The 25,106-nt window shown below is 60.2% G+C and carries 22 protein-coding genes, 3 tRNA genes and 1 pseudogene; 12 read left to right on the forward strand and 14 right to left on the reverse strand.

Annotated features, from left to right (window positions below; translation table 11 throughout):
* Positions 1-50: 50 nt before the first annotated feature.
* Together U1A53_RS15800 and U1A53_RS15805 are read right to left on the reverse strand one after the other, a co-directional pair.
* On the reverse strand, positions 51-1,067 hold the full coding sequence (locus U1A53_RS15800; protein ID WP_322282410.1) for an OmpA family protein: 1,017 nt from the start codon (positions 1,065-1,067) through the stop codon (positions 51-53).
* 57 nt (positions 1,068-1,124) lie between these two features.
* Entirely contained in the window at positions 1,125-1,487 is a 363-nt protein-coding gene (locus U1A53_RS15805; RefSeq protein WP_322282411.1) for a DUF3592 domain-containing protein, read from the reverse strand.
* Positions 1,488-1,576: 89 nt separating this feature from the next.
* On the opposite strand from U1A53_RS15805, the gene U1A53_RS15810 reads away from it, so the two are divergent.
* The 4 genes from U1A53_RS15810 to U1A53_RS15825 all read left to right on the forward strand — a co-directional run bounded on the left by U1A53_RS15810 (position 1,577) and on the right by U1A53_RS15825 (position 6,884).
* Positions 1,577-2,311, forward strand: coding sequence for a hypothetical protein (locus U1A53_RS15810; protein ID WP_322282413.1), 735 nt, complete (start codon positions 1,577-1,579; stop codon positions 2,309-2,311).
* Between the two features lie 111 nt (positions 2,312-2,422).
* A complete protein-coding gene (locus tag U1A53_RS15815; protein ID WP_322282415.1) occupies positions 2,423-3,652 on the forward strand; it encodes a hypothetical protein in 1,230 nt (409 codons plus the stop codon).
* Between the two features lie 147 nt (positions 3,653-3,799).
* Entirely contained in the window at positions 3,800-4,219 is a 420-nt protein-coding gene (locus U1A53_RS15820) for a CBS domain-containing protein (RefSeq protein WP_322282417.1), read from the forward strand.
* 49 nt (positions 4,220-4,268) lie between these two features.
* Positions 4,269-6,884 (forward strand): tetratricopeptide repeat protein, encoded by a 2,616-nt coding sequence (locus tag U1A53_RS15825; RefSeq protein WP_322282419.1) that lies wholly within the window; start codon positions 4,269-4,271, stop codon positions 6,882-6,884.
* On the opposite strand, the gene U1A53_RS15830 is transcribed toward U1A53_RS15825, so the two are convergent.
* Together U1A53_RS15830 and U1A53_RS15835 are read right to left on the reverse strand one after the other, a co-directional pair.
* Positions 6,881-8,278 carry a DUF1501 domain-containing protein gene (locus U1A53_RS15830; protein ID WP_322282420.1) on the reverse strand — a complete coding sequence of 466 codons (1,398 nt, stop codon included), beginning with the start codon at positions 8,276-8,278 and terminating at the stop codon, positions 6,881-6,883. The two genes, U1A53_RS15825 and U1A53_RS15830, sit on opposite strands and share 4 nt — an antisense overlap.
* Positions 8,279-8,285: 7 nt before the next feature.
* A complete protein-coding gene (locus U1A53_RS15835; RefSeq protein WP_322282421.1) occupies positions 8,286-10,382 on the reverse strand; it encodes a DUF1549 and DUF1553 domain-containing protein in 2,097 nt (698 codons plus the stop codon).
* A 323-nt stretch (positions 10,383-10,705) separates the two neighbouring features.
* Between U1A53_RS15835 and U1A53_RS15840 the strand changes: the two genes are divergently transcribed.
* The 6 genes from U1A53_RS15840 (at position 10,706) to U1A53_RS15865 (ending at position 15,021) form a co-directional block, all read left to right on the forward strand.
* Positions 10,706-11,455: a YebC/PmpR family DNA-binding transcriptional regulator gene (locus tag U1A53_RS15840; RefSeq protein ID WP_322282423.1), complete on the forward strand. Its 750-nt coding sequence runs from the start codon at positions 10,706-10,708 to the stop codon at positions 11,453-11,455.
* A 22-nt stretch (positions 11,456-11,477) separates the two neighbouring features.
* Positions 11,478-13,199, forward strand: a complete 1,722-nt coding sequence (gene rho, locus U1A53_RS15845; protein ID WP_322282425.1) for a transcription termination factor Rho — start codon at positions 11,478-11,480, stop codon at positions 13,197-13,199.
* A gap of 48 nt (positions 13,200-13,247) precedes the next feature.
* Positions 13,248-13,826 (forward strand): DUF4112 domain-containing protein, encoded by a 579-nt coding sequence (locus U1A53_RS15850; RefSeq protein ID WP_322282427.1) that lies wholly within the window; start codon positions 13,248-13,250, stop codon positions 13,824-13,826.
* A 19-nt stretch (positions 13,827-13,845) separates the two neighbouring features.
* Positions 13,846-14,316 (forward strand): peroxiredoxin, encoded by a 471-nt coding sequence (locus tag U1A53_RS15855; RefSeq protein WP_322282429.1) that lies wholly within the window; start codon positions 13,846-13,848, stop codon positions 14,314-14,316.
* 190 nt (positions 14,317-14,506) lie between these two features.
* Positions 14,507-14,582 (forward strand) — tRNA-Ala (locus tag U1A53_RS15860).
* Between the two features lie 19 nt (positions 14,583-14,601).
* Positions 14,602-15,021, forward strand: a complete 420-nt coding sequence (locus U1A53_RS15865; RefSeq protein ID WP_322282431.1) for a hypothetical protein — start codon at positions 14,602-14,604, stop codon at positions 15,019-15,021.
* Between the two features lie 20 nt (positions 15,022-15,041).
* Here U1A53_RS15865 and U1A53_RS15870 read toward each other — a convergent pair whose 3' ends face one another.
* From U1A53_RS15870 to U1A53_RS15915, 10 genes are all read right to left on the reverse strand, one after another.
* Positions 15,042-15,467, reverse strand: coding sequence for a biopolymer transporter ExbD (locus U1A53_RS15870; protein WP_322282432.1), 426 nt, complete (start codon positions 15,465-15,467; stop codon positions 15,042-15,044).
* Positions 15,468-15,488: 21 nt separating this feature from the next.
* The gene (locus U1A53_RS15875; protein ID WP_322282434.1) at positions 15,489-16,214 is read right to left on the reverse strand and encodes a MotA/TolQ/ExbB proton channel family protein; all 726 of its coding nucleotides are present in this window, start codon (positions 16,212-16,214) and stop codon (positions 15,489-15,491) included.
* The gene (locus U1A53_RS15880; protein WP_322282436.1) at positions 16,198-17,448 is read right to left on the reverse strand and encodes a hypothetical protein; all 1,251 of its coding nucleotides are present in this window, start codon (positions 17,446-17,448) and stop codon (positions 16,198-16,200) included. The genes U1A53_RS15875 and U1A53_RS15880 overlap by 17 nt, the downstream gene beginning before the upstream one ends.
* 63 nt (positions 17,449-17,511) lie before the next feature.
* The gene (locus U1A53_RS15885) at positions 17,512-19,575 is read right to left on the reverse strand and encodes a sodium-translocating pyrophosphatase (RefSeq protein ID WP_322282437.1); all 2,064 of its coding nucleotides are present in this window, start codon (positions 19,573-19,575) and stop codon (positions 17,512-17,514) included.
* 569 nt (positions 19,576-20,144) lie between these two features.
* Positions 20,145-20,221: transfer RNA gene (locus U1A53_RS15890), tRNA-Arg, on the reverse strand.
* 103 nt (positions 20,222-20,324) lie between these two features.
* Positions 20,325-21,746 carry an Asp-tRNA(Asn)/Glu-tRNA(Gln) amidotransferase subunit GatA gene (gene gatA, locus U1A53_RS15895; RefSeq protein ID WP_322282438.1) on the reverse strand — a complete coding sequence of 474 codons (1,422 nt, stop codon included), beginning with the start codon at positions 21,744-21,746 and terminating at the stop codon, positions 20,325-20,327.
* Between the two features lie 25 nt (positions 21,747-21,771).
* Entirely contained in the window at positions 21,772-22,062 is a 291-nt protein-coding gene (gene gatC / locus U1A53_RS15900) for an Asp-tRNA(Asn)/Glu-tRNA(Gln) amidotransferase subunit GatC (RefSeq protein WP_322282440.1), read from the reverse strand.
* A 94-nt stretch (positions 22,063-22,156) separates the two neighbouring features.
* Positions 22,157-22,576 carry an exosortase system-associated protein, TIGR04073 family gene (locus tag U1A53_RS15905; RefSeq protein WP_322282442.1) on the reverse strand — a complete coding sequence of 140 codons (420 nt, stop codon included), beginning with the start codon at positions 22,574-22,576 and terminating at the stop codon, positions 22,157-22,159.
* 79 nt (positions 22,577-22,655) lie between these two features.
* Positions 22,656-24,119 (reverse strand): sulfatase, encoded by a 1,464-nt coding sequence (locus tag U1A53_RS15910; protein ID WP_322282443.1) that lies wholly within the window; start codon positions 24,117-24,119, stop codon positions 22,656-22,658.
* Positions 24,120-24,182: 63 nt separating this feature from the next.
* Positions 24,183-24,389 (reverse strand): hypothetical protein, encoded by a 207-nt coding sequence (locus U1A53_RS15915; protein ID WP_322282445.1) that lies wholly within the window; start codon positions 24,387-24,389, stop codon positions 24,183-24,185.
* Positions 24,390-24,572: 183 nt separating this feature from the next.
* On the opposite strand from U1A53_RS15915, the gene U1A53_RS15920 reads away from it, so the two are divergent.
* Both U1A53_RS15920 and U1A53_RS15925 read left to right on the forward strand, forming a co-directional pair.
* Positions 24,573-24,647: transfer RNA gene (locus tag U1A53_RS15920), tRNA-Thr, on the forward strand.
* 16 nt (positions 24,648-24,663) lie between these two features.
* A pseudogene (locus tag U1A53_RS15925) lies at positions 24,664-25,106 on the forward strand (hypothetical protein); the annotation flags it as partial.

Below are 25,106 nucleotides of genomic sequence, written 5' to 3' on the forward strand. Positions count from 1 at the left end.
TTAGCCCGCTCAATTAACGCTCACGGACTAAAGCCCATGAGTACTTTGGTTCACCGCGCCACCAACTCCACACGCCGATTCAACGCCCTGCCTTCTTCCGTGCTGTTCGTCGTCACTGGAGCCATGAAGCTGGCTCCTAGTGGCAGCATGCGCTCGGCGGCAATGCCATGTTTGGCGGCAAGTTCAGCGACAACAGCCTTCGCGCGACGTTTGGAAAGGTCTTCGTTGAATTCAAAGGTGCCGACGTTGTCGGTGTGGCCGACGACGAGCACTTTCAAATTCGGCTCGGCTTTGAGGAGCGATGCCATCTCGGCGAGCGTCGGCGCGGACTCGGGTTTGATGTCGGCCTTGTTGAAATCAAAGAGGATGCCGTAGATGGCCACCTTGCCGCTGCTGGAGAGGGATTTCTGCATCTCAGCGGCGGAGAGATGCACCATCTTCTCCTCCATCGGACGCGTGTTCACCACATCGACCTGAATCACGACGGACTCCTGCGGGATGGTGACGTGCTGCTTCCACGGGTTCGCCTCCGAGCTGGGCAGCATCGGATGATCCCACGAACGCGCGGCGATGAAGATCGCGGCAAACAGCCCGCCCTTTTCCATGCAGAAGTAACGGCGCTCCTTCAAGCCCGTGGTCATTAGCTGGTGATCGAGCTCCGGCACGCCATAATACTGGCGCGGCGGTCCGTTGCGGATCTCGCGATCACCACCGGACCAGATGGCGGCGAATCCGGCCTCCTTGAAGGCCATCTCGTAATTGCGAGCGATTTCGAGCGTGCTGCGCTTACCCGCGCCAAGATTGAGCAGCAAATAAGTGCTGCGATGCGTGCGGCCCTCGACCTTGCGCACCTCCTTGGGATCATTCGAGTTCGGAGCACTCAATCCACCGATTTGCAGGCCGAGTTCGCCAAACTTCTGCTCGGATTGCAGAACGATGGTGCTGCCTTCGTAGCGCGGCATGCCGGGATAATCCTTCATGCCGGGAGCGTCCTTGGTGGGAACGAGTTTCTGCTGCGCTGAGGCGGCGGTGGCGAGAGCGAGGAGGATGAGAGCGATGTGTTTCATGGTGAGGTGGATGTTCACGAGGCTTTCTGGCAGTGGATCGCGGAACGTTACAAAAAATCATTTCCCCAGCGCCTTGCGGGCCTGATCGACCAGGTATTTCGGAGCGCTAATGACCGGACGTTTGGCGGAATAGACGACCTGGATCGGCCCGCCTTCCTCGTGGTTTTGATACGCCTCAATGGAAACCACCGAGGTATGACTATGCGTGGCACCCGCGCTGTCGGTGTAGCGATAGACGATCTTCCACTGCTTCGAGGTGGACTTGCCGGCCTTCACGACGCGCTTTTCGACGATCTGGCCGGTCGTTTCGACGCCATGCTCGCACAACTCGCGCATTTGCAGCCCGCGCCGGACAAAGATGAAAATCATCGCGCCCACAATGAGCACAGGCACGAGCAGACCAATGAGAACTTCAATCATAAGACCTGGTGGTTGAATTCGGTGGAAAACTAAGGGCTTGTCCGCCATTCGTCATTCGTCATTTTTCCCACGCCCGTTATTTTGCCGCCATGACTTCCCGTTCCGACGCCCCCTTCCCCGCCACGCGCTGGAGTCTCGTGGCCGGAGCACGTGCCGCGTCTGATCCACGGGCCAAGCGTGCCGCGCTGGAAGAACTGTGCGCACTCTATTGGCGGCCGATCTATGGCTTCCTGCGCCATCGCGGCCTGGCAGCGGCGGAAGCGCAGGATGCCACGCAGGGCTTTTTCCTCTCGCTGCTCGAAGAAGACCTCTTTGCCAAGGCTCAGGCTGAAACCGGGCGCATGAGGAGCTTTCTCCTCGGTGCTCTGCAACGCTGGCAGCGCGGCGAATGGCGCAAGGCGCAGGCCGAGAAGCGCGGTGGCGGCCAGGAACTGCTCTCGCTCGAAGTCATGGCCGAAGACGACGGCTTCGAGGCCGCAGGCAGCGATAACGACACACCCGAGCGTCATTTTGAGAAAAGCTGCGCCCTCTCCCTGCTCGAAGCCGCCATGCAACGCCTCGCGAAGGAACAAAGCGCCGCCGGAAAAGAGCAGACCTTCGCCACGCTGCGTCCGCTGCTGGCTCCGCTCAACGGCGAGGCCGCGATCACCCAGGAGGAAGCCGCGCAACATCTGCGCCTCACGCCCGAGGCTCTGCGCGTCACGTTGCACCGCTTGAGAAAGCGTTTCGCCGAAGTCCTCCGTGAGACCGTGGCTGACACGCTGACCAATCCGACGGAGGAGGCCATCCAGGGCGAATTGGACGCCCTGCGAGCCGCCTTTTAGACCGGGGCGAAAATATTTTCGCGGAACCTGTAACGTCCCTTCGCGCCCTGCCAGACAGGGGATGACGCGGCCCTTATCGAGGTCGCAAAACACTCAAACCAAGTCATCCCCATGAAAACGAAATTCACCCTCCTCCTCGCCCTGGCCGTCAGTGCCTCGGCATACGCCGAGAAGCCGAACTTCAACGGCTTCAAGCCCTCCACGCGCTCCGTGCCGTCCGCCTCCAACGGTTCGTCCCGCTCCGTGAACGCGGGCCAGATCATCGGCATCGCCCGCAGCGTGCTGCCGCACCTCCTGAACGCCACTCAGCCCCCGCCGCCGCTGCGTTCTGCCGCCCCGCGTGTGGCAATGCCAAAAAGTAGCGCCAAACCGTCTGTGTCGGTGAAAAAGCCTGCCACGCGCCTGTCACCGCCTGCTTCAGGCCTCGACTCGAAAACTGCCGCCGGACTGCTCGCGAGTCGCGAGATCGCCGAAGGTCTGAAATCACTCGGATCGCTGCGCGGTTCATTCGGTGGCGTGGAGGGCTTCCGTGACGTGTTTCACCAGCCCGGCAATCCTGGCCCCAAGGTGTCCAGCAGAGTGACGGACCCCTTTGCAGATGCGGACAACTATGAACGCACGCCCACGGCTCCCGCCCATATCACCGGCTCCAACGGCCTCACGGACATTCGTGGTGGCGGCAGCAACGCACGCAAAGGCACGGATGCCGATGTGGACAATCTGACCTCCACCACCCAGCGCGTGGTGGAGTCCGGCTCCCGCATCCTCTTTGGCAGCGGCAGCGCTTCTACCGCCGACAGTGCCCCTGAAACGCGTCCAGACCAGGAAACGGGCGAAATGGTCGTCTCGCAAACCGGCACAGACAGCAACGGCAACCGCGCCCGCCTTGATGTGGTGCAGGACACCGACGCCGATGGCAATGTCATCGGCACCACAGAAATCGCGGTCGTCGCCACCGACACCTCCACCCGCGTGACCAGCACTCTCCGCGACAGCACCGGAGCCATCGTGAGCACCCGCACCACTCTCTACAATACCGGTCGCCGCAGCGTGGACCGTACTCCCGGCGACATCTCCATGGGCGGCCCGGTGAACGGCACCGGCCCCTCCGTCGGCGAAGTCAGCGGCCTCGTCCCGCTCGACCTGCTCCGCCAGCATGCGAATGGCGAGACCAACGGCCACGGTGCGACGAATTACACGATCACCCGCAGTTCAGGTGCAGCCCAAGTTCGCCCCGTCGGTGAAGGAGCACAAACCGGCATCACCACCCGCGCGAAACCTCGCACGCTCACCGGACAAGGCCTCGAAGGTGGCAGCGGCGGCGGCGACCTCCCTGACTGATCACGAATTTCAGGCTCCTCATTTCAAGTTCTCCCCGCGATGCAGCCGCGTCGCGGGGAGTTCGTTTTCCCCGCAACATGCAGCCACGCATGCCCAAGCCAGGCGGAGCACGCTGTGCGGCGCTCGGCACAGTGCCAGCACCAACCTATGAAGCGCAACGATCCGATCTCCCACCTGATGTCCCGCAACGTGATCACCGTCCACCATGGCGATCCGCTCTCGAAAGTCCGCTCCCTCGTCCATCAGCATGGCGTGCATCACATTCCTGTCGTAAATGGCGACCAGCTCATCGGCATCATCACATGGAGTGACATTCTCCGCATCAGCTTTGGTGACGCCTTCAACACCGACGAACGCACTGTGGACGCCACGCTTGACCACACCCTCACGCTGGAGCAGGTGATGAAGAAGAGTCCCGTCACCCTCGCTGAAACCGGAACCGTCCGCGAGGCCGCCGAGATCCTTGCCAAGAGCGAGTTCCATTCCCTGCCCATCATCAATGGTGGCAAGCTCGTTGGCATGGTCACCTCCACCGATTTGATCCGCTATCTGGTCGAGCAGTTTTGACCGGCATTGTTCTTTGCCGTGCGTCGATTGATGCGATAGTCTGCGCCGCATGCCTTGGCCACGCAGACTTTTTTTCATCACAACCCTCCTCGCTCTTCCCGCAGCGCTCCTCGCGGCAGGGCTGGATGAGGCGCCTGAATATGTTTCCGCCCGTCAGGCGCTGGCCGACGGTCTCCCTGCGGTCGCCGGTGTGAAGGCGGAGCGTCTGCTCAAGCGCAAAGGCTGGACGCGGGTCGAGACACGGCAGATCGCCACCTTTGCCGCCGAGGCTTGGACACGTGCTGAAGAGAGCGCACGTGTGCTGGCATTGGCGGAGGCCTATGATCTCAATGACGAATCTTTCTGGCGTGGCCAGGCCCTGGCTCTGGCCGGCGATCTGCCTGCGGCACGCAAAATTTTGACGGAAGAGGATACATCACCACAACAGCCGCGCACCCGGCTGTTGCTGGCGCAGATCCTCGCCGCCCTCGGTGACAATGCCGCCGCGCATGTAGAAATCGCCCCGCTGCTGACTTCAACCGATGAATCGCTGCGCAACCATGCGCAACTGCTGCAAACCGAGATCGGTATCAACGAAGGCAGGACGGAAGCCGCCCTTTCCGCAACCGCCGGAGATGCCGCCACGCATTACCTGCGCGCGCGCGCCTTGCTGCAAAGCGGGCAGATCATTCCCGCCCAGGACGCCCTGCAATCCGTTCTTGCCTCCACCAGTGGCGGTGAACGTATGCATCAGGCGGCGATCCTGCTCCAGGCCGAGACTTTGTTGCGGCAAAAACAGGCCGCTCAGGCGCAGGATCATCTGCTGAAGTTTCTCGATGCCACCGCGGACAGCCGTTTGTGGCTGGAGGCCTTCGCTTTGCTCGATAAAGCGCATCAAAATCTCAAGGAGCCGCGCACCTTGCCAGAAGCCGTGCTGCGCTGGCTTTCCGCCGGAAACGCAGCGCAGCAGCAGCCCGATCCGCCGCCCGCGCTCGCTGAAGCAACCACCGAATTTCGCGGCCACGCGATTTATCTCACCGCGCAGTGGCTTGCCGCTGGAAAACGCGATGACGAGGCAGTCAGTCTGCTTGAAGCCCTGATCCAGCTTCATCCCGGTCATCCGCGCCTCAGCGATGCGATGCGCCGGGCGATGGAAATCCATGCGGATCACCACATCGATGCACGCGTGCTCACGCTCGCCGAAGCGTGGCGCAAGCAGTTCAGCACCGCCTCGGCGACGGTCGATTTCGCCGCCGGCAGCATTCTGTTCCGACGAGGAGAACATCGGCAGGCGCTGCAGTTGTTTCAAAACGCGGCCAATGTCGCCACCACGCTTACGGAACGCCGTCGTGCGCTGTTCAACGCCGCCATGACGGCCATCCTCGCCAGTGATTTCACCTTGTATCAAAGCCTCCTCGGCCAGCTCGAGATCGTGACGAACGCCGCCGCAGTTGGCAAAGAAAGCAACGACTCCGCCGCCACGCTGGAACTCGAAAAAGCCATGTTCCTGGCGGCCGGACGCAAGTCTGAGGCGGAGCCGGCATTGCGCGCCTTCATCCGCGCTTACCCAAACCATCCGCGCTTCGCCGATGCCTGCATTGCCCTGACCGAATGGATGCTTCTGTCCGTGCCACCGCGCATCCAGGACGCAAGGACGACACTCGAAAGCGCCACGGCCGCCGAGCTCACGCCCGCCCAGCGGCAGCGCATGGATTACACACGCCTTTGGCTGCATGATGCGGCGGGAGATTTGAAAGCTCTTGTCACCGAAGGCGCTGCTTTCCTCAAAGCCTGGCCGCAGAGCGCCCTGCTAACGGAGGTTCGCATGAAAATCGCCAGCGCCCATTACCGGCTCGAAGACTTTGCCAACGCCCGCACCGAGTTCGAGATCATCGCACGTGATTACCCCGACACGCCGCACGCGGAGACCGCGCTCTACTTCGCCGCCATGTCCGCATCCTCGGTGATGAGCGCGGAAGGCCGCATCAGAGCGCTCGCGATCTGGGAGGAACTCGCGCAAAAGAGCGGGCCGCTCGCCGTGGCAGCACGGCGGCAGCAGGCCTTGTCCGAACGCCTTCAGGGCAATCACGCGCCCGCCATTGCGGCCCTGGACAAGGTTCTGGCCATGAAATCCCTCGACCCTGAACAACGGCGCATGACCATCTGCGAAAAGGCGGAAGTACTGCTGCTGCTTGGCAAAACCGAGCCCGTGCGCCTGGATGCCGCCGCCGACCTGCTCGATGAATTTCTCGCCGACCATTCGCTGCCCTTCATGTGGAAGGCGCGAGCCGGATTCACGCTCGCCTCGGCGCATCACGATGCCAAACGCGACACCGAGGCGCTCGAAGCCTGTTATAACGTGCTGCGCGCCGCCGACATGACGCCGCCCGCAAGTCCGGCGGACTACGTGTGGTTTTCCAAGGCAGGCTTCTTCGGCGTCGATCTCCTCGAAGCCTCGCGCCAGTGGGAGGCTGCGGCACGTCTGGCGGAACAGATCGCCCAGCGGCCGGGGGATCGTGCTGCTGAAGCACGTGAACGCGCCACCAAGATCCGCCTCGAACACTTCCTCTGGGATGGTCCTGCTCCCACGCCACCGAAAGTGCTGAAACTTGACGACAAGATCGAGGAGAAGCCGGCTCAGGCAGACAAGCCCGCCACGAAGAGCACCAAGAAAAGTTCGCGCTAGGCGATCAATCCGCGCTTCACCTCGCCAAACACATCCGTGAGGCGGAAATCGCGGCCCGCGTAGCGATACGTGAGTTTTTCATGATTCAGTCCCAGCAGATGGAGCATCGTCGCGTGCAGATCGTGCAGATGCACCTTGTCCTGCTCCGCCTTCGCGCCTGTTTCGTCCGTGCTGCCAAACCGGATGCCCGGCTTCGCTCCACCACCAGCCATCCACATCGTGAAACCCACGTTGTTGTGATCGCGGCCCTTGTTCTTGTTTAGCAGCGGCGGACGGCCAAACTCACCGCCCCAGAGCACCAGCGTGTCCTCCAGCAACCCGCGTTGCTTCAGATCCGTCAGCAGCGCCGCCACCGGCTGATCCGTCTCCAGTGCATGCTTCGGATGACCGGTGAAAATGTCCGTGTGATCATCCCAAAACTCGTGGTTCACCTGAATGAACCGCACGCCCGACTCAGCAAACCGACGCGCCATCAAACACGCACGCCCGATCTGATCCGTCGGCTTCCCATCGCCGATGCCATACATCTCCTGCGTCGCCACACTCTCCTGATTGAGGTTCATCACCTCCGGCATCTCACGCTGCATGTTGAAAGCGAGTTCCGCCGAAGTGATCAAACCCTCCAGCGCCTCATTGCTGCCATCCTGGGACAGTTTCTGCCGGTTCAGCGCCTGCACCAAATCAAGCTGCCTCCGCTGCGCCGCCACATCCATGCGCGAGTTTTTCATGAACGGAAGCTGGATGTCCTTCAGCGGTGTCTCCGGTGCCGTTGCACTCGCTCCACCACCCTGCCCGATCGGCGTTCCCGCGCACACCGACGGCAAAAACGCACTGCCATACTTCACCGGCCCACCGCCGGAGAACGCGGGGTTGATCGTCACAAAGCCCGGCAGGTTTTGATTCTCCGTTCCCAGCCCATACACGCACCACGCGCCGACACTCGGCCGTGTGAACGCGAAACTGCCCGTGTTCATCTGCAAAATGGCCTGCGGATGGGCATTGTGGTCTGTGTGCATCGAATTGATCACGCACAGATCATCCGCATGCCGCGCAATATTCGGCAGCAGGTCCGAAACCAGCATCCCGCTCTGCCCGCGCGGTTTGAACTGCCACGGTGACTGGTAGAACACCGTCGGGCTGTCCTTCGCCACCGGTTTGCCGTGCTGCTTCGTCAGTGCCGGCTTGAAATCAAATGTGTCCACCTGTGACGGCCCGCCCTGCATGAACAAAAAAATCACCCGCTTCGCCCGTGCCGGAAAATGTGTCTTTGTCGGCACCAACGGATTCACCATCCCCGCTTGCGCGTTGCTTCCAAACAATCCCTTCAACGCCAGCATGCCGAAACCTGCGCCCGAAGCGCTGAGCAGGTGACGGCGTGTGAGTGCGGCGTTCATCAATGCGTCAGTAAACGGTCTGAAACTCCCCGCTTTGCATCACGGCGTGGCAAAGCTGCCTCCAGCCCTCAGTGTTGTCTCCAGAGGCCATGATGAAGCCACGCAGTGTCTGAATCTCCCGCTCCGTCGGTTCGCGGCAGCAGGCCATCTTCCAAATGCGTTCGATTCGATCTTCAAGAGACTGCCCGGCGACTCGTTTCGCAAAGCCTTCAGCCTGCTTCATCACCAGATCGCTGTTCATCAACAGCAACGATTGCACCGGCGTGATGCTGGCGGAGCGTCCGCCAATGACGAGGCCGGGATCAGCCGCGTTGAAGCATTGCATCATCGGCAACTGCGCTCCTCGCACGATGGGCAGGTAGATGCTCCGGTGTGTGGTGTCATCCCTGAGGTCGTTGAGAAAATGTTTCCTCCCCACCTCGCGTCCCTGCGGCGTGATTGCCTGCGCCTTGTCAGCAATCGGCGATCCTTCACGCGGCGTCAGATCCAACGTGCCGCCAAGATGAAGCATCGCATCGCGTAGTGGTTCAGCTTCGAGGCGCTTTCGATTCGCACGCCAGAGCAGGAGATTTGACGGATCTTGGGCCAGCGCCGCATCGGATCGTGTGCTGGAACTCATCTGGTAGGTTCTCGAGAGCACCAATTCACGAATCAGACCCTTGATCGACCATCCCTCCTTCACAAACCTTGCCGCCAGATCATCCAGCAACTCAGGATGCGAAGGCTTCATGCCCATTTTGCCAAAATCATCGGGTGAATCAACCAATCCACGGCCAAACACATGCAACCACACGCGGTTCACGATCACGCGGGCCGTGAGCGGATTCTGCGGACTCGCGATCCAGTCAGCGAGTTGACGACGCCCGCTCTCTTTTGGGCCGATGGGCGCCAGCTTGACCGGAATGGCCGACAAAGCACCGCGCTTCACAGGCGCGAGCGGCTTCTTGATCTCACCTTTGTCGAACACGGGGCAGTCGATGGGCGTTTCACCATCACGCACGGACATACCGAGCGGTGGCGGCATGGGCGCGCTTTTTTGCTTCTCCGCGAGCTTCTTCTGCCATGCGGCCACGTCTTGTTCGAGCACGCCGAGCGTGGCCATTTTCTCCGCCATCTCCTTCGGCATCGCCGCTGGCTTCTTGGCGGGATCAATGCCGGCTTTGATCAGCTCCTCACGCACCGTGCTGCGCTTCTTCGCCACTTCCACATAGTCCTTCTGCATGTCGGCGATGTCCTTTTCGTGCTGCTTCACCGCCGTAAGACGCTGCATGCCGTCTTTGCCCAGCGGCATCGCCTCCGCCTCCTTGAGCACGTTGTTGGTCTGCACGCCTGAAAGGTTCTGCGTGCTGCGAAAGATTCCCGCCAGCGCGTGATAGTCGGCAGTTGGGATGGGGTCGAACTTGTGGTCGTGACAGCGCGCGCAATTTGCGCTCAAGGCCAGAAACGCATGACAGGTCGCGTCGATCTGATCATCGGCCACATTCATGTCGTAGAGATCCTTGTCCTGCTCGCCGAGCGACTTTACACCGACATTCAGAAAGCCCGTTGCCAGCAATTGATCATCCCGCCGCACAGGATCACTCGCCGCTGGCAGCAGATCGCCCGCGATCTGCTCGCGGATGAATTCATCAAACGGCGTGTCGCGATTCAACGCACGCACCACATAGTTCCGATAACGCCATGCCAGCACGTAGGCCATGTTGCGCGTGTTGCCGCTGGTCTCCGCATAGCGCGCTACATCCAGCCAGTGGCGGCCCCAGCGCGCGCCAAACTCCGGCGATGCCAGCAGTTGATCGACCACAGCGGCGAACTTCGACATCTCAAAGCCCTCGATCTCCTCCAGCGGCGGCGGCAGGCCGATCAAATCAAAGTACACACGACGCAGCAGCGTCAGCGGCTCCGCATCACCATTCGGCGTGAGTTGCTCCCGTTCCAGCCGCGCCAGAATAAAATGATCCACGCGCGAGCGCGTCCAATCCGGTTGCTTCACGACCGGCACGGGTTGCAACGCGAACGGCTGTAGCGACCACAACGGTTCCGCCGACGGTAAGGCGGCCGTCGCCAGGACGGGCAGGCAGATCCAGGCTGTGAGGCGCGCAATCACGCTCCGAATACGCCTCTTCAGCCTGATTCTTGATGCACTAGATGAAAAACATCTTGCAAGACAGCCTGCTCTCCCACACACTCCTGCCCGTTCCAGATTCTCTCAATCTGGTGAACACTTGGTGTTGTTCCCGGCAGGCTTGCCGAAGTTTCTCCAGCCCTCGTGCTGATGAAACGCGACTCCGCACTCGTTGCGTGGCCGTCATTTCTCCCGGAACACACCGCGGCAAGGCCGCTTTTCACATCCACAATTCCAATCCCTCGCACGAATGGCCGCCGTCCTGGCCGCGCCGCACGTTGCCTTAACCGACATCGTTCCCCATCATGGCTGGCCACAATAAATGGTCCAAGATCAAGCGTGGCAAAGCCATTGTGGATGCCAAACGCGGCAATGCTTTCAGCAAGCTTGCCAAAGAAATCACCCTCGCCGCCAAGCACGGTGGCGGCAGCCCCGACGCCAATGCGCGTCTGCGCAGCGCCATCCTCGCCGCGCGCGCTGCCAACGTCCCCAACGACAATATCGACCGCGCCATCAAAAAGGGCACCGGTGAACTTGCGGGAGCCCAGCTCGAAGAAATCCTTTATGAGGCCTACGCCCCTGGAGGCGTCGCCATGATGATCGAGATCGTCACCGACAACCGTAATCGCTCCGCCAACGACATCCGCACCTTGCTCTCCAAGAACAACGGCACCTTTGCCGATGCCGGCAGCGTGGCTTATCTCTTCAAGCGCCGCGGCGAGATCCGCCTCGATAAAGCCGCCGCCACGGAAGATCAAGTCATCGAGCAGGCGCTCGAAGCCGGTGCCGAGGACATCCAGGAAGATAGCGACGACTGGACCATCTATACCGCCACCGACCAACTGTTTCAGGTCGGCAGCGCCTTGCGCGAAAAAGGTCTTACCCCGCGCGCGCAAAACCTCATCTATCAGCCGCAGACCACCGTCACCATCAGCGACGTGGACACCGCCAAGTCCCTGATCCGCCTCTACGACATCCTCGACGACTACGACGATTCGCAAAACATCCACGCCAATTTCGAGATCGACGACGCCATCGCCGACCAGCTCGACTAACCCTTTCCTCTTTTTCCCTTTTATGTCCGAAGAACTCATTGCCGAGGTCGCAGAAACCAAACCCAAGCGCAAAGCACCGGTCAAAAAAGCCGTTGCAAAAAAAGCCGCTGTGAAAAAGCCTGCGGCCAAAGTGGCACGTAAGACCGCGAAGAAGAAGCCTGCGGAAATCGAAGCGCCCGAAGTCGCCGCTGTTGAAATCGAAGCCCCTGCAGAAGTGACTGCGGTTCCAGCACCGGTGGTCGTCCCTGCCCCTCCGGTCGTCGAAGCCCCGCCGCCCGTCATTGCGGCCCCTGCACCCGCCACAGCACCGCAAGCCGTCGCGCAAAATGAGGATGCTGATGACGAGCAGGAGAACGAGGACAACGCGTCAGACGCCTCTGGCGGTGAATCCGGCCTTCCGCGCTACATGGTTCTCGATGAAAATGGCAAGCCCCGTCCCATGACGGCCAAGGAGCGGCGCAAGGCCAAGTTTGAACGCTGGAAACAGCGCCGCGCCGAGCGTGACGCCCAGCGTCGTTCCGGCCGCGAGCCGAGCGGACAAAACAGCCCGAATGGCGGCCATCGTGAGCGTGAAGCGCCGCATCATCAGGCCCAGGGCATCCAGCACCACGAACCTGAGCCAGAGAAGCCGCTCGGGCCGCCGGAGCCTGCCAATGGCATTCTCGAAATGTCCCCCAAGGGCTACGGCTTCCTGCGCCAGCGGGACCGCTCGTTTGCCCAGCATCCGCAGGACGCATTCATCGCGCCCGAGTTCATCCGCAAATACGGATTGCGCGAAGGCATGCACATCAACGGCGTGCAGTGCAAAGGCAGCCGCGGGCCGCAGGTTACCGAAGTCACCGAGGTCAACGCACGCAATCCTCATTTGATGCGCGACCTGCCCTTGTTCGAAGAACTCAAGGCCGTGAATCCCAACAAGCGCTACCAGCTTGAGACCGGCAAAGACCGCCTCACCACGCGTGTCATCGACATGATGACGCCCGTCGGACGCGGCCAGCGTGGTTTGATCGTCGCCCCGCCACGTGCGGGCAAGACCACCATGCTCCAGCACATCGCCGAGGCCGTTGCTGAAAACCATCCTGGCGTGCATCTGATGATCCTGCTCGTCGATGAGCGTCCCGAAGAAGTCACCGAGTTCAAGCGCATCCTGCCCATGGCCGAAATCTTCGCCAGCAACAATGACCAGGACGTGAAAAGCCACACGCGCATCGCAGCCTTCGCCATCGAGCGCGCCAAGCGCCTCGTCGAATGCGGCGAGCACGTCTTCATGCTCATGGACTCCATCACGCGCATGGCCCGCGCCTTCAACAACACCGCGAAGAGCGGCGCCACCATGAGCGGCGGCGTTGGTGTCGGCGCGCTGGAGATTCCGCGCCGTCTGTTCGCCGCCGCGCGCAACACGCGCACCGCCGGCTCGCTCACCATCCTCGGCACCGCGCTGGTCGAAACCGGCAGCCGCATGGACGACCTCATCTTCCAGGAGTTCAAGGGTACCGGCAACATGGAGCTCGTGCTCGACCGCAAGATCGCCGAGCAGTTCGTTTTCCCTGCCGTGAACATCTTCAAATCCGGCACCCGCCGCGAGGAACTGCTGCTCCAGACCTTCCAGCTCGACAAGATCCACATGCTGCGCCGCGGTCTCGCCGGCCACAAGCCCATCGAGGCCATCCAGCGCGTCATCTCCCTGCTCGAACGCTACCCCAGCAACGCCCAGATGCTCGTCGATCTGCCCAGCAAGTCCTAGATGCTGGACACTCGATCCTAGAATCTCGATTCCAGCATCCAGCTCGCCATGCCTCTTCCGACTCCAGAACTCAAAGTGGATGAAGTGGTGCCGCCACCACTCAACCCCATCGCGGCGAGGCTGGCGGCCAGCAAAGATCCCACCGAGAGGGCCACGGCACGCATCCTCGCGAAGTATCTCGACGAGCTGCTGCGCATTCCGGGCACCAACTTCAAAATCGGCCTCGATCCCATCCTCGCGCTGATTCCCGGCGTCGGCGACACCGTGGCCTCGGGCGCGGGCGTCATCATCCTGCTCGATGCACTGCGCAGCGGCGTCTCCATCCCGGTCTTCCTGCGCATGGCATTGAACATGGGTATCAACTTTCTCATCGGCCTCGTCCCAGGCCTGGGTGCCGCCGCTTCGGCGTTCTTCAAATCCAACACCCGTAATCTGCGCCTCCTCACCACCTGGCAGGCCGGCCAGAAGGACCAGGTGAAGCGCAGCACGCTGCGCTTCTACGCCAGCCTCGCCATCCTGTTCGCGATGATCGTGCTGTTCATCGCCATCGGCTGGGCGTTTTATGTGTGGCTGTTTTACAGCTTCGTGCAGACGATGGCGCATGCGCTGGGCATCCATGGCGCCTGAAGCGGCGTAAATCGGTGCCATGAGCAAACCTGCACTCAACTCCAAAGCACCCGACTTTACCGCGCCCGTCATCGGCGGCAGCCATCTGGCAGGTGACAACGTGACATTAAGCCAGCTCAAAGGCAGGAGTGTGGTGCTCTACTTCTATCCCAAGGATGACACGCCGGGCTGCACGAAGCAGGCCTGCGGGTTGCGCGATGGCTGGAAACAGATTTCCAAGAAGGCGCTGCTGTTCGGGGTGAGCACGGACTCGATCAAGAGCCATGCGAAATTCATCCAAAAGCATGTGCTCCCCTTCCCGCTCATCGCCGATGAGGGCCGGCAAATCGTGAACGCCTACGGCGTGTGGGTGGAGAAGAGCCTGTATGGTAGAAAATACATGGGCACCGAGCGCAGCACGTTTGTGATCGACAAGGACGGCAAGATCGCCGCCATCCTTGAGAAGGTGAAGCCGGAACAGCATCTGGAGGCCGTTCTGGCGCTGCTCTGAGCGACACGGTCCACTCGGAAGGACCGCTGACATGCCTGTGGATCTGTTGATAGCCCGCGTTGCAACGAAACCTTTTCGTTCCTCTCCAAACACCGACAAATCAGCTTGCCGGAATGATTGAACACCCCATAATCGCCAACAGTTCGACGCACGACGAGGCCGTCCTGCTCATCGGACCTGTTTAACACATGGGGCTATAGCTCAGTTGGTAGAGCGTCTCGTTCGCAATGAGAAGGTCAGGGGTTCGAATCCCCTTAGCTCCACCACTTCCAACCACCACCGGCTATGAAACACCTGCTGCTCTGCCTCCTTGCTCCTTGTGTGATGATTTCGTGTGCTCCCTTCGAGTTGGAGCGCTGTCCAGCGGGAACGCCGGGCATCGTTGTGGCCGAAGCGGTGGAATGCACACACAACGATGGTAAATTCATACTCCCCGCCGGTCTGTATCAGGCGGAGGCACAATCGCCGACGGGAATCTATTACGTGGCACCCGAACGTTTGAAGACCACCACCGGCATCCTTCGTGACGGTCATGAGCGCGGCGGCCTGTTCATCGCCAATGAAGGCTGGCAATGGGCCTGGCACGGCCATCCGGGCTTCGAGGCTGATCAAAGCGCGACGACCATCTTCGGCAAACGTGGCATCATCAAACCGACGCACTACAAATTTGAGCCATACGTGAAATACACGAAGGCAAAGAGGTAACCGCGTTCTGGTGAACCCGGTTACGAACCCGGTGCACGCTGAATGCGCGCCGGCACGTCATTGATGCTGTAACCGGCTTCACGCAGCGCATCCCAGACTTTGACGAGAACGCCGAGCGCGGCGGTGGTGTCGGCCTGGAGTTCGAGCTTCATGCCCGGCTTGGCGTCCTTCAGCGAGGTGATGGCAATGGCAAGCTTGTCGAGACCGACGGGTTTGCCGTCGAGGAAGATTTTCTGCTCCTTGGTGATGCTGATGGCGATGCGTGATTCAGGAGCCTGCGTGGCCCCGCCAAGTGACTTGGACTCAGGCAGGGTGATCTTCACCTGCGTCTTCTCTTTTTTGAAGGTGGTGGTGGCGATGAAGAAGATCAGCAGGATCACCATGATGTCGATGAGCGACACGATGGGGATCATCGGCACCGGACGGCGGCGGGGGCGCAGGTACATGGCGGCGGTGTGGGCGAGGGATCAGGAATTCGGGCGCTGCACCTCAAAGTGCTGGTAAAAATGCTGGATGGTCTCCTGCATGATGGATTCGACACGCACGGCCAGCGCATCGACGCGCCGGACGAAGTAGGTGTGCATGAGCACCGAGGGAACGGCGACGAACAGGCCCGCAATGGTGCAGCGCAGCGCCACACCGATCTCATGGGCGATGACGGCGGTGTCAGGAGAACCATCGCCCCCCGTGCCAAAGGCAGAAAACATGCCAACGAGACCGGCTGTGGTGCCTAGCAACCCGAGCAGTGGTGCCACGGTGACCATCACCTCCAGCAACGGAATGCCGGACTCCAGCCTGTGAATCTCCTCGCGCCCCTTGATGGCGCAGGCGTCGTGGCATTCCTGCTTGCTGGTGAAAGCGCCGCTGATGGCCATGGAGCCGAGGCGGGAGAGCATGGAGCCATCACGCTCCAGAAAGTCCTGCAAGGGACGGATGTCGCCTTTGACGGCGTAATTGGGAATGGAGCGCAACTGGCTGATGACGGCATTCGGCATGATGACCCGCTCGCGCAATTGCAGCCAAGTGAGGATGCTGGCGGTGATCGCGGCGATGGAGCACAGGACGATGAGCGCCATGACGAAGCCGCCGGTGGCGAGGAAATCCCAAACGAGCTGGATGCCTGAAGAGGATGCAGCCTTGTCTGCGGCTGCAAAGAAATGCGGAGCGAGGAGGAGGTCAGTAAATGAGGACATTGTATTCAATTTTCAGACGCTCCTGATCATTCATCGGGAGCGTGGGGATCACATCGGCGGGAATGGGCGGAATTACCGCATCACGGATCGCCTGCAAAGTGAAGCCGGTGAGCACCGGGTTGGACTCCTTGTCATTCACCACGCGAAGTCCCTCCACCTTGCCTTTTTTGTTGACGTAGAAGACGATTTCAAGACTGCCGTAGGTGACGCCATCGCGCCGCAGCAGGCGATAGAGATGCCATTTCTTCTCCACCTGGCCGGTGACCTGGCGGATGTAGCGGCCTTTCGGGGATTCCTCGGCATCGACCGCAGCCTCGCTACCACGATTGGAAATGGTGCCCTTCGTCTGCGTGGTGCGCGTGAACGGCGTGAACGCATTGGGATCCTGATTGCGAGTGGTGCGCGTGGTCGGCTCATCCATCACCGGCAAAGCCTTCGGAACCGGCTGCTGCTGCGATTCAGGCATGGCTTGCGCCGTTTCGCGGGCCGGGGGCGTTTGCGGTTCCGGTTTCTGTGGCATCGGTGGTGTGTCAGAAGTGGCCTCGGCCCTCTTCACCTCGATGGAGAGACGATGCTTGTCCACGCTGGCCAGAGCCTTGTCCGCTTCCTCCATCATCTTGGTCAGGGGGGTCGATTCCGGCACCGCCTTGGCGACTGCTTGCGGCGGGACCACCGGCTGCGGTGGTGGCGCGGCATCCTTGGGTTTGACGATCGAAGGCGGACGCGGTGGCGAAGCGGGCTGCGGCTGCAGCATGGCCGGCGCCCCCTGAGGTGTCTTGGGACGCGCGTCATCTTTGAGTTCACCATCACGATGATCGCGATCTGCCAGCTCGCGCGAGGGCAGTTTGAGACCGTCCATGGTCGGCAGCGGCTCGGTGGCGTCTGGAAACGGGGCTTTGACCGTGGCGGCTTTCGTGTTGCGGTCGGAGATGAAGGCGGCGTTCTTCGGCGCGCTTTCCGAGCGTTCATTCTGCGCGGTGCGGATGTAGATCTCTTTTTTCTGCGCTGGCGGCGGAGGCGGCAGCATCGGCGGCGGTTCGGGAATGATCTGTTCCGGGAACAGCAGCGTGACCCCCTTTTCCTTCGGCTGTGCCGTGGCCTGCTGCCACAGCCTGCGAGCGGCCTCCCCGGCAAACATCCATGCCAGAACCAAGAACAGCAGCGCATGCACCACCAAGGAGCCGGTGATGGCGATGCGCAGGTTCTTGTCGGATTGGGCGTTTTGGGCTGTCACGTGAAGGCTTATAGTGCTTCCACGCCGCACGGAATCAAACGCTGATTCCAGACTGCCACGCGGCTATTTCTTGAAGATGATCGGGATGATGAGGATGGCGAGGATGTTCACCACCTTGATCATCGGATTCACGGCAGGTCCGGCGGTGTCTTTGTAGGGATCTCCCACAGTGTCGCCGGTGACGGCGGACTGGTGCGCAAAGCTGCCTTTGCCGCCGTGGTTGCCTTCCTCAATGTATTTCTTCGCATTGTCCCAAGCCCCACCGGCGCTGGTCATCGAGATGCCGAGGAACAAACCGGTGACAATCGTGCCGATGAGTACTCCGCCGAGCGCCTCCATGCCGACGTAGGCCATGCCAATCACGAAAACCAGCGGCAGCAGCGCTGGAAGAATCATCTGACGCAGTGCGGCATTGGTGACGATGCCGACGCACTGCGCATAATCAGGAATATCAGTGCCATTGAGAATGCCAGGCTTCGCGGTGATCTGGCGGCGCACTTCGAGCACGACGGCACCTGCGGCGTTGCCCACGGCACTCATGCAGAAGGAGGTGAAGAGGAATGGCAGCAGGCCGCCGATGAACATGCCGATGACGACCCGGTGATCCATCAGGTCAAAGCTTACCTTGTGACCAACGAAGGCCTGCAAATCCTCGACATACGAGCCGAAGAGCACCATGGCAGCCAAACCGGCGCTGGCGATGGCGTAGCCCTTGGTCACCGCCTTCATGGTGTTGCCCACAGCGTCGAGCTCGTCGGTGATCTTGCGTACACTTTCAGGCAGCCCAGACATGACGGCGATACCGCCCGCGTTATCGGTGATCGGACCAAACGCGTCGAGAGAGATGATGATGCCGGAAAGGCTCAGCATCGAAACGACGGCAATCGCGATGCCATACAGCCCCGCGAGATCAAAGCAGCACCAAATCGAGGCGGTGATGGCAAGCACAGGCAGCAGCGTGGCTTGATTCCCAATGCTGATGCCCGCGATGATGTTCGTGGCGTGACCGGTTTCAGAGGCCTTCGCGATCATGCGCACCGGCTTGTGATGGGTGCTGGTGTAGTAGTTCGTGATCCACACGACAAGCAGCGTCATGATCAGGCCGATGGCCGCGCAGTAGAAGATATTCACGCTGGGTACGTCGAGACTGCCGATCTTGAGCGAAGCGCCGAAGATCGAGGAGGTGGCCCACCAAAACAAGGCGGAGGCGATGATGCCGGAAACCACCACACCACACACAAGAGCCGCCGTCGCCTCCTGCTTCACAAAATTCACCCAGCCGATGCCGATCAATGAGGCGATGATGGCCAGTCCGCAAAGCACAAAGGGATAAATCACGGCCGCATCGGTTCCCACGGTCAGATGCCCCACGAGCACGCCGCCAATCAGGCTCACCGCATACGTTTCAAACACGTCCGCCGCCATGCCTGCACAGTCGCCCACGTTGTCGCCCACGTTGTCGGCGATGGTCGCCGGATTGCGAGGATCGTCTTCATTCAAATTCTGTTCGTTCTTGCCCACAAGGTCCGCGCCAACGTCCGCCGCCTTCGTGTAAATACCGCCGCCGAGACGGGCGAATACGCTGATGAGTGAGCTGCCCAGCGCTAGGCCGACGAGGGAGTCAATCGCATGCTTGCCGGCGTTCACGGAGCCGTGTGTCATGCCCTTGACGATCAGATAGAACACGCCAACCGAGAGCAGGCCGAGCGCCACCACGAGCAAGCCCGTCACTGCACCGCCGTTGAAGGCCACTTTCAGCGCCGAGTGACTGCTGACTGATGCCGCCTGCGCCGTGCGCACATTGGCACGCACCGCGACCATCATGCCAATGTAACCGGCAGCCAGGGAGCACAAAGCCCCCACCACAAATCCTGCGGCGGTCAGACCATCACGCAGATACCAGATCGCCGCGAAGATAATCACCGCGATGAGGCTCACAGCCATGATCTGACGATTGAGGTAGGCCTTCGCCCCCTGTTGAATCGCACTGGCGATGGCATGCATCTTTTCGTTGCCAGCATCAGATCCCACGACTTTACGGATCAGGATCAGAGCGAACACGAGACCCACGATGGCCAGGGCGATCGAAAGGGCGATTCCGTTTTGCAGCAGGAAGGATGGAGGCATGTGTGGTTGATGTCGGGTGGTTGGTCCGGGGCTGGTAAAGCCGGGAATCCTAGCGAGTCGAAATTTGGTGGCAAGAACTTGCTCCGTGTTTTGTGAGGCATCTGTTATCTCAAAAGCCATGACATCGGCAACCCAAGTCGATGTCCATGAGTCAAAAAAACATCGAGAAGAGATGCCGGGCATGGACGGCAAGGCCACACGTGCATGATTGATGAGATCTGTGGGCAAGTTTGGTTACAGCCGCAAGCACACCATCAAGCTGTTGAACGCGCATGCAGGCTGGGTGGGGCGGTGAGCAAATGGCGGACGCTGAGGGACAAAGCCCGGCCTCTTGCTCCAGCAGCATATCCCCGTCGGCACCGACCACTGGGACATCACCCAGCCCGGCTACCTGAAAGCCGACATCATGGCGTACTGCAACACCTCGCTAGAGGCCGCCACTTGTCTAAGTCGTCGTAGAATCAGAGTCTGGGATTACACCGACAAAAATGAGCCAACGATAAAGTCAGAAAGTGTCCACGTGTTAATTTAATCGCATCATAAAATCCACCCAATTTATTGATAATGAGTGGCGCACCCGAGAGGATTCGAACCTCTAACCTTCTGATCCGTAGTCAGATGCTCTAATCCGTTGAGCTACGGGTGCGTTATCCTTGACCAGTTTCCACTGCTTGGAAGCAGCGGGCCACGAGACTAAACGAGTGAGTGATTTTGTCAATCAGCGTGACGCATTTTATTCACTCGCTGAGTCAACGAGACTGCTCCAATGTGTGCGCTACACGCAGGACGGTGGCTTCATCAAGCGCCTTGCCGACGATTTGCAGCCCGACGGGCAGCGCACAGCCCTCCACATCAACATTGCCACAGGGAACGCTGATGCCAGGGAGGCCGGCAAGATTGACAGGGATGGTGAACACGTCTTCAAGATAGGCGGCCAACGGATTATCCTTGAGTTCGCCGAGCTTGTGCGCAGGCATCGGGCTGGTGGGCGAGACGATCACATCGACTTTCTTGAATGCCTCCGTGAAGTCATTGCGGATCAGCGTGCGGGCTTTCTGAGCGCGGATGTAATAGGCGTCGTAGTAGCCGGAGCTGAGCACGTAGGTCCCCAGCAGAATGCGCCGCTTCACCTCGGGACCAAAACCCTCCGCACGTGAGAGCATATAATGCTCCATCAAATCCCCTGCACTGCCGTTGCGGTGGCCGTAGCGTACGCCGTCGAAACGGGCGAGATTGGCCGAAGCCTCCGCCGGAGCGAGCACATAATACGTCGCCACACCGAGTTCCGTATGCGGCAGACTGATCTCCTCGATGATGGCACCGAGGGATTCGAGCTGGTGGATCGCAGCCTGGACGCTGGCTGAAACGCCTGCGTGAATACCACTGATGTAATATTCCTTGGGCAGACCGATGCGCAGCCCCTTGATGTCCCGGCCAATCGCCGCCGTAAAATCAGGCACTTCGACATTCAAGGAAGTCGAGTCATGTGCATCGTAACCGCAGAGATAATTTAAAAGCAGGGCGGCATCCTCGACGGTCTTGGTCACGGGTCCGATTTGGTCGAGTGAGGAGGCAAACGCGACGAGTCCGAAGCGCGAAACACGGCCATAGGTCGGTTTGATGCCCACACAGCCACACAAGGCCGCAGGCTGGCGGATGGAACCGCCCGTGTCAGAACCAAGGGCTGCGATGGCGAGATCACCGGCAACCGCCGCCGCACTGCCACCACTCGAACCGCCAGGAACCCGCGAGAGATCACGCGGATTGCGCGTGACGCCAAGGGCGGAGTTCTCCGTGCTCGATCCCATGGCAAACTCATCCATGTTCAGCCGCCCAAACGGGACGGCACCACTGGCGCGAAGCCGCTGGATCGCCCCCGCATCGTAGGGAGAAGTGTAATTCTCATTCAAAATGCGCGAACCACAGGTGCAGGGCTGGCCGGTGACGTTCATGTTGTCCTTCACGCCGATGGGAATGCCGCCCAGCGGCTTCGATATATCCGCACGGTCCGCTTCGGCGAGCGCAGCTTCGACATCCCATGACAAATAAGCCCCGATCTCTGCATTGCGCGACTCGATGGCTTTGGCGACATCCAGGACGATGTCACGCGGCGTGATTTCACCAGAGGTGATGCGTTTGCGCAGGGTGGCGATGGTGGAGGAGGCAAGCATGGATCAGAGCGGAAAAAAGGAGGCGTTACTCGATCACCTTGGATATCTGGAACTGGTCGGCGGTGCGTTTGGGGGCATTGGAAAGCGCCTGCTCCTGCGTGAAGCCGGGGCGGGCCTCATCCGCACGCAGAACATCAAACACCGGCATCGCATGCGCCGTTGGCTCGACGCCATCGAGATTGTAACGCGTCAGCGTGTCGATGTAGGTGAGGATGCCGTCGAGCTGCGATTCGTAGCGCTTCGCCTCGTCGTCGGTGAGGGAGAGTCGCGCCAGTTTGGCGACGTGATGGATGTCGATCTGATGAACTTCAGGCATGGGGAGCGGCTTTCTTGCCAGCAGGCGGCACGCTTTGCAAACAAAAGGCGCAGACTGTTGCCAGCCTGCGCCCTTGAAAATGACTATCTGACTATTACCAGCCTTGGGAACTTGAATAAGGAATTTCAGAACGGAAACCAAGCTCCGGCGGGAACTCAGTGTAGCCCCACCAGTTGTCCAACACTTCCTTGTGATGATATGGCGGGCGGTAGGTCAGCTTCCAGCTCGGCACTGGGAAAGTTGCGGTCTCATAAACACCGTACACTGCTCTCACTAGAGTACGCTTGGTGCCCTCAATAAAAAAATCTGAAGCAGCGGCAATCGCACCATCAGACTGGTTGCTTTTGCGCCATGTCGTGGGGTATTCCAACCAGCCGAACAGTATGTTGCCCACACCACGACTGAGCTTCCGGCTCCAGGTGAAGTGATGTCCGGGAGGAGACTGGATGTCTCCAAAAGCGGTGCTGGAAAGTGCCAGAGCGGTGACGGCGAGGAGTAAAAAGCGATTTTTCATGCTGCTTCCATATGATTAACAAAATCTGGACGTGTTTGGCAACCACTAAGTTGAGCTTTTTTGAAGACTGGGTTGTTCATCAAGGTTTGAGAGGGAACTGGTCGTGCAGCAAACGTCGGGCTGATTCGAGGGCGGCAGCATCCTCCGGGTGGTCGATCACGTTGAATAGCTCTGCGTTGTCGCCGGTGTGATCGTAAAGCTCGCGGGCAAGGACGGCCCCAGTGTCAAAGTTCCTCCACTCGGTGTACCGCAAGGTTGCGGTGCGGACACTCACACCCATCGCCTCTGGCCTTCCGCGCTGGGTGCGGTCCGGATAAGCGGGACGCGGATGTTGGGTAAAAGCGGCGTTTTTGACTTTGGCCTGCGGATCATCCAGCACGGGCATGAGGCTGACGCCTTCAAGGCCAGGGGCATCCGGGACGCCACAAAGAGCAGTGATGGTGGGGAAAAGATCGATCATTTCGACCAATGCGTCGGTTTTGGACCCCGCATGCTTCGCCTGCGGTGGTGCAATGATGAGGGGAACACGGGCATCGAGCTCAAAATTCGAGGTTTTGGCCCACAATCCGTGTTCGCCGATGTGATAGCCATGATCTCCCCAGAATACGATCATGGTGGAGTCCAGCAGCCCATGTTTCTCGAGAGCTGAAGTGACCTTCCCCACCTGGGCGTCCATGTAGCTGATGCCGGCGAAATAGCCGTGCCGCATTTCCGCCGCTTGGGCCGATGTGGGCTGCTTCTGATTCTCCTGCGGACCCAGAATCTCGGTGCTCTGGTGAAAGGCGATCTCAGGAGCTGCGACAGGGCGCTCGGGATTGAGTGTTGGCAGCTTGTCACGCTCATACATGTCCCAATATTTTTTGGGCGCGTTGAAAGGGGCATGCGGCTTCCAAAAGCCAACAGCGAGAAAAAATGGCCTGTCTTTGACCTCACCAAGGACACGGACTGCCTCGGCGGCAACACGACCATCATAATAAGCTTCGTCCGGCACCTCACGGCACTCGCACATAGGCACCTTGCCATACTTGCGCAGGTTGCTGGAAAGCGTGCTCAGATTTGGCGGCAGTGTTCCGCTGACCTGGGGGATGTCGTCGCCATGATTCGCGTAGTGCAGGAATTCGGGGGCGGTCCAGGAACGTGGGTCTCCGCGCTCCTTGGTGTGCCAGTTGTGAAAAATTTTGCCCACGCAGCGGGTGGTGTAACCGTGCTCTTTCATCCACAACGGCAGGGTGATCACATCCGGTTTCAATTCACGAAAATGCGTGCCGTTGACATGCAGCCCGAGTGTTCCTGGACGCAATCCAGTGAGCATGGAAGAGCGCGAGGGATTGCAGACGGCCTGCTGGCAGTAAGCCCGCCTGAAGAGCACGCCGCGACGCGCCAGCGCATCCAGGTTCGGAGTCACCGCCACCGAGCCGTAGCAGCCCAGCTCCGGCCGCAGATCATCGGCCATGATGAACAGGACATTGGAACGCGACGCGGCATGGAGCGGCAAAGACAGCAGCGACAGCAACGCCCCGGAAAAAACAATTCGGCGAATCATGGCGAAAGCATAACGCCGAACCGGCCGGAATGTTGCCCGGCAGGCACGCAGGCTGACACGGCATCAAGCCTGCTGGCGCTGAAGCTGGTTGCGCATGCCACGCCATTCCGCGCGGTGATTCCGCGCCCATTCATTGAGAGCAAATTCAAAGCCGATGTCATGGCCCTCGCGTTCGCTGGCGAGCCACTTCAAACGCTGAATTTCCTCCTGTTCAGCAAGGAATTCACCATAAGGGGTTCCGGGAAGCGCCGGGGTGGTTGGAGCGGACATCTCGTCATGTATGACAGCGAAAGCGCGGGGTTCAAGAAGGAGCTCGTTCACTTGGGGCCATGGGCAGGTCTGGAGACATCCCATCCACACTTCGGTCCAATGATTTTTTCAGCCATTCAAAGAAAGCAAATGACAAGGTCTTGCCCTCCCCTATATAATCAAAGACTTCAATCGCACGTTCAAGCCGGAGTAGCTCAGTGGTAGAGCATCGCATTCGTAATGCGAGGGTCGCGGGTTCAAATCCCGCCTTCGGCTCCACCAACGCGTGTTTGCCATGACCAATCCGAGCATCGCTGACAATGACACGCCACGCCGCAGCCGCGCCCGGCGTCGTGAAGCCATGGTCAATGCCATCGCCACCGTGCTAGGCTGCATGGCTTTGGTGGTCATGATCGCCACCGTGGTCCGCGTGGTCATGGTGAAATTGTGGGAATCCGCACGGGTAAACCCCGAATATGTGCAGTCGGTTTATGACAACGATTTGGATCGTCGCTGGTCTGGCAATGCCAGCACGCAACCATCCCTCTTGAATGAACCTTCCCAAGAACAGCCGCAGGATGCCCCGCGCCAGCCGACAATGCCCCCCTCCTCCGCTGACGCCGTCCCTCCCGCCAAGCCCCCCCTTGCTGCCAGCGTCACCACACCGGCAAGCTGCGCGGTTTCACCGCCACCCTGTTCGCTCGATTTGGTAAACGACAGTGTCATAATTAGACGTGC

The sequence above is a fragment of the Prosthecobacter sp. genome (assembly GCF_034366625.1).
Classification (GTDB): domain Bacteria; phylum Verrucomicrobiota; class Verrucomicrobiia; order Verrucomicrobiales; family Verrucomicrobiaceae; genus Prosthecobacter.

Bases quoted from the DNA above. Each gene is read 5' to 3' on its own strand.
- U1A53_RS15800 (WP_322282410.1), bottom strand. From the start codon at position 1,067: ATGAAACACATCGCTCTCATCCTCCTCGCTCTCGCCACCGCCGCCTCA.
- U1A53_RS15805 (WP_322282411.1), bottom strand. From the start codon at position 1,487: ATGATTGAAGTTCTCATTGGTCTGCTCGTGCCTGTGCTCATTGTGGGC.
- U1A53_RS15810 (WP_322282413.1), top strand. From the start codon at position 1,577: ATGACTTCCCGTTCCGACGCCCCCTTCCCCGCCACGCGCTGGAGTCTC.
- U1A53_RS15815 (WP_322282415.1), top strand. From the start codon at position 2,423: ATGAAAACGAAATTCACCCTCCTCCTCGCCCTGGCCGTCAGTGCCTCG.
- U1A53_RS15820 (WP_322282417.1), top strand. From the start codon at position 3,800: ATGAAGCGCAACGATCCGATCTCCCACCTGATGTCCCGCAACGTGATC.
- U1A53_RS15825 (WP_322282419.1), top strand. From the start codon at position 4,269: ATGCCTTGGCCACGCAGACTTTTTTTCATCACAACCCTCCTCGCTCTT.
- U1A53_RS15830 (WP_322282420.1), bottom strand. From the start codon at position 8,278: ATGAACGCCGCACTCACACGCCGTCACCTGCTCAGCGCTTCGGGCGCA.
- U1A53_RS15840 (WP_322282423.1), top strand. From the start codon at position 10,706: ATGGCTGGCCACAATAAATGGTCCAAGATCAAGCGTGGCAAAGCCATT.
- rho (WP_322282425.1), top strand. From the start codon at position 11,478: ATGTCCGAAGAACTCATTGCCGAGGTCGCAGAAACCAAACCCAAGCGC.
- U1A53_RS15850 (WP_322282427.1), top strand. From the start codon at position 13,248: ATGCCTCTTCCGACTCCAGAACTCAAAGTGGATGAAGTGGTGCCGCCA.
- U1A53_RS15855 (WP_322282429.1), top strand. From the start codon at position 13,846: ATGAGCAAACCTGCACTCAACTCCAAAGCACCCGACTTTACCGCGCCC.
- U1A53_RS15865 (WP_322282431.1), top strand. From the start codon at position 14,602: ATGAAACACCTGCTGCTCTGCCTCCTTGCTCCTTGTGTGATGATTTCG.
- U1A53_RS15870 (WP_322282432.1), bottom strand. From the start codon at position 15,467: ATGTACCTGCGCCCCCGCCGCCGTCCGGTGCCGATGATCCCCATCGTG.
- U1A53_RS15875 (WP_322282434.1), bottom strand. From the start codon at position 16,214: ATGTCCTCATTTACTGACCTCCTCCTCGCTCCGCATTTCTTTGCAGCC.
- U1A53_RS15885 (WP_322282437.1), bottom strand. From the start codon at position 19,575: ATGCCTCCATCCTTCCTGCTGCAAAACGGAATCGCCCTTTCGATCGCC.
- gatA (WP_322282438.1), bottom strand. From the start codon at position 21,746: ATGCTTGCCTCCTCCACCATCGCCACCCTGCGCAAACGCATCACCTCT.
- gatC (WP_322282440.1), bottom strand. From the start codon at position 22,062: ATGCCTGAAGTTCATCAGATCGACATCCATCACGTCGCCAAACTGGCG.
- U1A53_RS15905 (WP_322282442.1), bottom strand. From the start codon at position 22,576: ATGAAAAATCGCTTTTTACTCCTCGCCGTCACCGCTCTGGCACTTTCC.
- U1A53_RS15910 (WP_322282443.1), bottom strand. From the start codon at position 24,119: ATGATTCGCCGAATTGTTTTTTCCGGGGCGTTGCTGTCGCTGCTGTCT.
- U1A53_RS15915 (WP_322282445.1), bottom strand. From the start codon at position 24,389: ATGTCCGCTCCAACCACCCCGGCGCTTCCCGGAACCCCTTATGGTGAA.